This is a genomic window from Vibrio sp. 1562 (assembly GCF_033340155.1).
Classification (GTDB): Bacteria; Pseudomonadota; Gammaproteobacteria; order Enterobacterales; family Vibrionaceae; genus Vibrio; species Vibrio alginolyticus.
Map to the genome: position 1 here is coordinate 1 of NZ_JAWOVY010000051.1, position 7,080 is coordinate 7,080.

Genomic DNA, 7,080 nt, shown 5'->3' on the forward strand with positions numbered 1-7,080 from the left:
AGGTTCATCTGGTGATACAGACGGTTCACTCATAAAGCGGTGAACAACGCTTCATACGACTTCAGGTCGCACGGACAGAAATGGTTTAGAGTATTTACTTAAATTAGCAAAGGACGAATAACTTCTGGTATGGAAACTCAGTGTCCAATCTAACAGGAGCAATTTAGTTAATAGAAATGCAGCTTCATCGCGACGCTCTATATGTATTGGCTTAACAAAGGTGCTGCCAGCTTCAATGCAATACCACACATGATGCATGAAATCGCAGAATCTAAAATTCGCCATGTTCTTGGCTTACTAAAAAGTGGGATCAACTTGTTAGCCAAATACACTAATCCATAAAACCAGCCCCCTGATGCGATCAGTGCCCCTATAACAAACAATAGTTTTTCATCAGGTTCCATTTGAGCAGTCACGCCCCCGAGTATCACCACCGTATCCAGATATACATGTGGATTTAAAAAAGTGATAGCCATCGCCATTAAAACGACTTTTAACCAACTCTGGGCAATGTCCGAATTTTCCAACTCTAGGTGACTTGAACCTTTCCAAGCTGATTTTGCAGATTGGTAGCCATACCAGAAAGCTTGGATTGGGCGATTGCGCAGCACGCTTCGACATTGAACCTGAAATCGCACGTGGTGCCGACTCAGTATCGTGATTTGTTGGACGATGCGTTGGCTCAAATTGGCTATCGTCTGCGTGTAGACACACTGGTGCACCCTGCTGAATTGACGCCGGGCGCGACCATGACGGTTCAGGCCTTGCTTGTGAACGAAGGGAACGCGCCACCGTATCAGCACCATTATCTGGCGTATCGATTGGTGAATGAGGACGAAGAAACCGCGTTTTTCAACGTCTCAACCGCAGATGTCATGCGTTGGCTGCCGGGTGAACACGCGACCTCCAGCAGTTTCACTTTGCCTGAAACGATCCCCACCGGCCATTACTACCTTGAGTTGGCCTTGGTCGATCGCCATGCTGTGGTGCGATAGACAGCAGCAAACGAAAAGCGAAAGTGACAGAAGAAAAGCGGGCAATGCCCGCTTTTTTGTACGTTGAGCGTTGAAACGACTTTCTTTGAAGACGCCTTTTTGGGGTTGGAAGACTAAGCCAGTGCTTGCGCCAGCAAGCTGACCGGGTGAATGGTTTCCAGCGCGGTGTTCTCTTCGATTTGCCATTTACAGGTTTCGCAGTCGGTGATCGCAAAATCTGCATCGGAGGCTTTGATCGAGTCAAACAGGTGCGAGCCGATTTTCATCGACACGTCATAGTTCTCTTCTTTAAAGCCATAGGTGCCCGCCAAACCGCAGCATTCGCTATCGAGGACAATCAGTTCTAGGCCCGGAATCATGCGCAGTAACTCAATGGTAAACATCACGTTGCCACTGCGTTCCAAGTGACAAGGCGTGTGATAAACCACTTTGAGGTTGACCGGTTTCATTTTCGGCGCATTGCCATTCATAAACTCTTTCAGCAGGAAGCGCGTGACGTATTCAATGTCGTTGGACACTTGGCTGTTGTCGACGCCGAGCACATGCGGGTATTCCTGTTGCAGCGTGAACGAGCAAGTTGAGGAGGTTGAAATCACTTTGGTGTGATATTCATTGACCGCAGTTTCCATGTTCTTCACGTTCAGCAATGCGTTTTTACGCGCTTTGTCATGAAAACCGTTGGCAATCAAAGGCACGCCGCAGCATTTCTCGTTGTTCAGCAAGCGCACGCCAATATTCATCGCATTCAACACCTTCACCAGATCTTTGCCCAATTGTGGGTGGTTGTAGTTGACGTAGCAGCCATGAAAGTAGGTGACTTGGCGCTGATACAGCGGCTGGCTGGTGCAATTTTGTTTAAACCAGCGACGGAACGTGCCGTGCGAGTATTTCGGCAACGCTTTGTGGTCATGCACGCCGATGGTTTTGTGCATGATTTTTTTCACCAATGGCATCGATGTGGCGAAGTTCACCACTGGTGCAAATGGCGTGGCCAGTGAGCCGAACAGGTCGGTGTGGCTCAGCACGTAGTCACGCATCAGTTTCGGATTGAGCGGTTTCTTGCCATGTTTACCCCGCGCGACGGCGATGATGTCGCCGATTTTCACCCCAGAAGGACACGCGGTTTCGCAGCGTTTGCAGTTGGTGCAGTATTTAAGCGCTTCGTCGTAATATTCCGGGTTTTTAATGCGCAGGCGCTCGCCATCCGGCCCGCACTGTTTCGGGCCTGGGTAATCTGGGTTGGCTTTTGCCACGGGGCAGTACACCGTGCAGACGGTGCATTTAATACATTGGTCAAAGCTGGTATTCAGAGGAGCAGCTTTTGAAAATGGCGCGTTCATGCGAGCACCTCCTGATCGAATGGGTTAGGGTGAGACGCTGACAATTGAGGTTCTAGGCATTGCATGATGGCGTGGTAGGCGGTGCCAATCGCGACGCCGCCACCGCACCCTTCAAACACGGGATCGTATCCCGACAACATGGAGCCGCAGCAGTACAAGTTTTTAATGGTGACGCCGCTGCGCTGTGGGTTCAATTGCGCGTTGGTTTCGACACCGAATGCCATAAAAGGGTGTGAACGGTCGGCAAAGAAGGCCGGATTGCGCCAATCAACGCGTGCTGGTTTATGCGTCACTTGCAAGCCAAAGATCGGTTCTTGGATGGCGTGTTGCTCGGCATGCAACCCTTGGCTGAAATAGCTGCCGGTTGCCATGATGTAGTTGTCAGCGCTGATGGCCATGTCGCGCAGGTTTTGCGTTTGCAGGCTAACCAGACGCTCGCCGTCAAACGTGCCGTTGACCACTTTGTCGCCTTTGAGGTGAATGCCACCCAGCAGCAGGAAGGTGCGACTGAGCGCCTCTTCAATGCGAATACCCAGCAGCGATGGTGGCATGGTCGGCACTTCGTGAAATTGCAGTTGCGTGGTGTCGCGTAGCTTCGTTAGCAGCGTTAGGCCATCGCCGTTGCCCATGATCGCGGGCATGATCACCAAGTCGTTGCGATTGGCTGCACGCATCAAACCATCGCATAGCGCGGTCCACGCGGCATCGTGTTTTAGCAAACGTGCAATGTCGATTGAGCGCAGCTCATTTGGGTTGCGGCGGTATCCGTCAAACCCCGGAATCGACAGGGTGACCGTGTGAATCGGCACACCTTGAAAATCGGGATGCTGGTGAAGGTTATCTTTCAGCATTTGTGGCTGAAAATCGCGATAGCCATCGATCGAAACCACCACAATACGCTCAAACGAAACTTCTTGGCGGTGTTGGTAAACAAATGGCTGCGATAGCCAAGTCGCTTTGAGTGTGCCAAGCGGCGTGATGCGCCCGTGATTGGCCAAATCATCTTGATGCGATAGCGGCACGTTCGCGGTGGCGAGCGTTTGACGAAACCATTCCAGCCCTTTTTGCAGCGTGCTACGACCCACCGTGTTGTACGGATGGGACGGCGCTTGTTGCTGTAATGCGTCGAGGGCATCAAACGGGTGGGTGACCGCGCTGCCATCTGGTAATTTCGCCAGCACATCAATGGAGCCGGAAGAGAAATGTAACGCGCTTTGACCCTGATTGATGAGCACGGTTTTTTTGCCAGCTTGCAGGCTGCGAATTGCAGCGGTATAACCCGCAATGCCCCCGCCGATCACGGCCACATCATAATGCATCATAATTCCGCCTCCTGTTTTTGTTGTTCTGCTTGAGGGTGTTCTGATTGAGCGGGCTGGGGCAGGTCGCTGGCACCGAGTAATCCTTCGTAAATCCAATAGCTGAATTCCGCTTCGCGCAGCGCATCACCCCAGAAAATGGGTTTGATGCCTTTCCAGCGCTCTTCTAGAAAATCGACCAACAATTCACTCGATTGACAGCCATCGACCTGACCATATTCGGAAAACAGGCTGGCCGCACGGTAGATGCACAGTTCGCCCTGACAAGGGCCCATGCCTAAGCGAGTGCGGCGGCGCAGATCGACCAAGTTGTTGACGTCGAGCTGTTTAATCGCGTATTCAATTTCGCCCGCAGTGACCATTTCACATTCACAAATAATCGCTTGGCTCTTGGCATCGTCAGACAAGAATTGCGTGGCGCGTTCACCATGGCGATAAATGGCGGATTCATACACCGGTTTGGCGATGCTGGCGGTTTTCTTGATGGCTTTTGGCGTTTCGTTTGACCCCGGCAGTGGGCGCGTGTGGGTTTCGCACGCCTGAGTGTTGCCCAGTTTCTTCGCCACTAAGTCGGTCGCCCATTCCGCCATTAAGCGGTAGGTCATCAGTTTGCCGCCGGTAATGGTGGTGAGGCCTTTGAGGCCGTCGCGCTCTTGGTGATCGAGCAAAACGATGCCGCGGCTGATATTCCGGCCACTGCCATCGTCATCTACCGAAACCAAAGGACGTACCCCCGCGTAGGCACGCAGTACGCGCGTATTGGCCATGATCGGCGCAAGTTTCGCGCCTTCTGCCAACAGCACATCCACGTCACGTTCGGTGACGTGCAAGTTGTCGATCTGGTCGTAATCAATGTGTTCGGACGTGGTGCCGATAAGTGAAATGGTGTCGCCGGGCACCAGAATGTCGGCATCGGAAGGTTTACGGCAACGGTTGATCACCAAGTTATTGATGCGGTAATCGAGGATCAACAGCGAGCCTTTGGCAGGGAACATCTTGATGTTGAGGTCGGCATATTCGCAGATATGTTGTCCCCAAATACCCGCGGCGTTGATCACTTCTTTGGCAAAGATTTCAAACTGTTGGTTGGTGCCCAATTGCAAACAGCGTACACCGAGTATGGTATCGCCTTGGCGAATCAAACTGGTGACGATGGTGCGGTTGAACATGCGCGCGCCGTGCTCTTTGGCATCAAGGACGTTCGAGGCACATAAACGGAACGGATCCAGCGTGCCGTCGGGCACTTTCACCGCACCGATCAGCGCCGGGTTCACGTTCGGTTCGAGCGCGAGTGCTTCTTTTGGCGTTAAACGGGTCGCTTCGATACCGGCATTGCCGCAAGCCTGAATAAAGGTGTCTTGAAAGCTGAGTTCGTCTTCAGGCAGGGTAATGAATAGGCCGTCAGTCGCTTCCACACAATGGCGAGCGATGCGTTTGAGCGTTTGGTTTTCTTGAATGCATTCTTTGGCCGATTCTGCATCAGTGACGGCATAGCGCGCACCAGAGTGCAGCAAGCCGTGGTTACGACCCGTGGTGCCGGAGGCGATGTCATTTTTCTCTAACAGAATGCACGCGATGCCTCGCAATGCGCAGTCTCGCATGATGCCTGTGCCGGTCGCGCCGCCGCCAATGATGACAACGTCGGTTTCCATTCGTTGATAAGCCGTCATGACCTTTACCTTATGCAACTTTAATAAACTTACAACTAGTATGTTTTTTTTTATCATTTACGTTCGATATATTGCTCACAAAAGCGCGAACGAGCGTTAAATTGATAGTTTTGGTGATTGTTTCGTGTGGGTGTGGAGAAATTAACCAACAATGTTGCTGGTATTTAACAGGGTTAGGCACATATTTGTTACATGTAAATCGATAAAAACAGGAATAAATTCGCTAACGAGCTCGTCTGATGTGCAAGCGGAGTCAAGAACGTTGTTGGTAAATGAAAACGTATGATGCCTTGTTTAATAAGCAATTGCTCAGTTTATTAGGGTTTTCTTGATTAGAAAATGGCGCGATAAAAACTAACCCTACTGATGAAATGATCAAAATGATGCGCCAATTAACAAAAAACGAGTTTGACATTAACAAACTTGTGCTCGAACGCTCATAAATTTCCTTGTTCGATTTTCGAGAGTGCTCTTCTGTGTCAGATTTGCCCACACAAAGTTTGTGTACATAACTATAAACAGGGGTGTGAAGCCCAACGGTACGGTTTCGTACGTTAAGCATTAAATCAAACAGTTAGAACGGTATGACGCTTAGGTATACTTATAAGTCACACGTAAAAATTGACACGAAAAGTAGATTTGTCATAACCTATTTGTCACACTTGTTTAGATCATAATCTAAATGTCACTTTGAGGGGCTTATGTACATCTTTGGATACTTAAGAGCATCAACCTCTGATCAGAATGCAAAACGTGCTCAAGGTGCTTTACAGGAGTTTGCACAGCAAAAGGGCTTTCGAATAGCAGGTTGGTATATTGAGAATGAATCGGGAGCCTCATTACAAAGACCTGAATTACTCCGATTACTTGATGATGCTGCAATTGGTGATGCGATCATAATAGAGCAAATTGATCGTCTTTCTCGACTTGATGAAGAAAGTTGGTTCAAATTAAAAGAAATGCTGAACCAAAAGGAACTTAAGGTAATCAGTATCGATTTACCAACTAGCCATATCGCTTTTGCGCCACACATTCCCGACGAGTTCACTCGTTCGATGATCAGGGCTATTAATGGGATGATGATGGATATGCTCGCTGCAATTGCACGAAAAGATTACCAAGATCGACGGCGGCGGCAAGCTGAAGGGATCATGAAGGCTCGAGAAGAGGGAAAATATCGAGGAAGACAAGCAGATCTCCAGCTTCATGAAAAAATCTATCAGTTAAGAGTTATCAATGGGTTAAGTATCAGTGATACCGCTAAATTGACGAATGTGTCCACTAGAACGGTAATTCGGGTGGCTAAGAAGTTAGCAAGTGAGCGTTCATTGGGATAAGAAGCTTAACGTTTCTGTTCCTTATGGGCTCTAGTCCCCTAAACAAGAAATGCCCCATTCGGTGTTAAAGTAATTACTCAGTGGCAAACCAGTTCCACTGAAATTACATTACTTTGGTTAATGGTTACCAGCAAGCTAATAACAAACTGCGCTGCGCCGATGCGCATAACCTCCAAAAAGTGTTCAATAAACGATGTTTTGAACGAGTTATTTCTGCCTGCATGGTTAAGCTAGTTTGTTTGTAGTTTCTTCTCACTTGTGGACATTTCGAGTTAGAGATTGTAGTCGCCAACACCTTCAGTAAAATTACATTTTCGGTAAAGCTTGAGCTATAACCAACAGAATCGGCTTTGTTGCGTAATTCGGACAGAAAACCAAGTCGTCCGAAATTGAATAATTATTAAACAATATACTGAGTT

The 7,080-nt window shown here is 49.1% G+C and carries 6 protein-coding genes; 2 read left to right on the forward strand and 4 right to left on the reverse strand.

The window, feature by feature from the left end; genetic code table 11:
* Nucleotides 1–197: 197 nt before the first annotated feature.
* The gene (locus tag R7Z49_RS22785; protein WP_025589760.1) at nt 198–611 is read right to left on the reverse strand and encodes a LysE/ArgO family amino acid transporter; all 414 of its coding nucleotides are present in this window, start codon (nt 609–611) and stop codon (nt 198–200) included.
* Between R7Z49_RS22785 and R7Z49_RS22790 the strand changes: the two genes are divergently transcribed.
* Nucleotides 588–995: a DUF4832 domain-containing protein gene (locus R7Z49_RS22790; protein ID WP_318112078.1), complete on the forward strand. Its 408-nt coding sequence runs from the start codon at nt 588–590 to the stop codon at nt 993–995. The two genes, R7Z49_RS22785 and R7Z49_RS22790, sit on opposite strands and share 24 nt — an antisense overlap.
* A 113-nt stretch (nt 996–1,108) precedes the next feature.
* Here the strand turns inward: R7Z49_RS22790 and glpC are convergent, their stop codons facing one another.
* Genes glpC through glpA form a run of 3 tightly spaced genes read right to left on the reverse strand, consistent with a single transcriptional unit; the run spans nt 1,109 to nt 5,324 of the window.
* Complete coding sequence (glpC, locus tag R7Z49_RS22795; protein ID WP_004726856.1) at nt 1,109–2,335, reverse strand: anaerobic glycerol-3-phosphate dehydrogenase subunit GlpC; 1,227 nt, start codon at nt 2,333–2,335, stop codon at nt 1,109–1,111.
* Nucleotides 2,332–3,657 carry a glycerol-3-phosphate dehydrogenase subunit GlpB gene (glpB, locus tag R7Z49_RS22800; protein ID WP_014257458.1) on the reverse strand — a complete coding sequence of 442 codons (1,326 nt, stop codon included), beginning with the start codon at nt 3,655–3,657 and terminating at the stop codon, nt 2,332–2,334. The genes glpC and glpB overlap by 4 nt, the downstream gene beginning before the upstream one ends.
* A complete protein-coding gene (gene glpA / locus R7Z49_RS22805) occupies nt 3,654–5,324 on the reverse strand; it encodes an anaerobic glycerol-3-phosphate dehydrogenase subunit A (protein ID WP_031847523.1) in 1,671 nt (556 codons plus the stop codon). The genes glpB and glpA overlap by 4 nt, the downstream gene beginning before the upstream one ends.
* Nucleotides 5,325–6,025: 701 nt before the next feature.
* Here glpA and R7Z49_RS22810 point away from each other — a divergent pair.
* Complete coding sequence (locus R7Z49_RS22810; protein WP_031847521.1) at nt 6,026–6,661, forward strand: recombinase family protein; 636 nt, start codon at nt 6,026–6,028, stop codon at nt 6,659–6,661.
* Nucleotides 6,662–7,080 lie beyond the last annotated feature (419 nt).

Bases quoted from the DNA above. Each gene is read 5' to 3' on its own strand.
- glpC (WP_004726856.1), bottom strand. From the start codon at position 2,335: ATGAACGCGCCATTTTCAAAAGCTGCTCCTCTGAATACCAGCTTTGAC.
- R7Z49_RS22810 (WP_031847521.1), top strand. From the start codon at position 6,026: ATGTACATCTTTGGATACTTAAGAGCATCAACCTCTGATCAGAATGCA.
- glpA (WP_031847523.1), bottom strand. From the start codon at position 5,324: ATGACGGCTTATCAACGAATGGAAACCGACGTTGTCATCATTGGCGGC.
- glpB (WP_014257458.1), bottom strand. From the start codon at position 3,657: ATGATGCATTATGATGTGGCCGTGATCGGCGGGGGCATTGCGGGTTAT.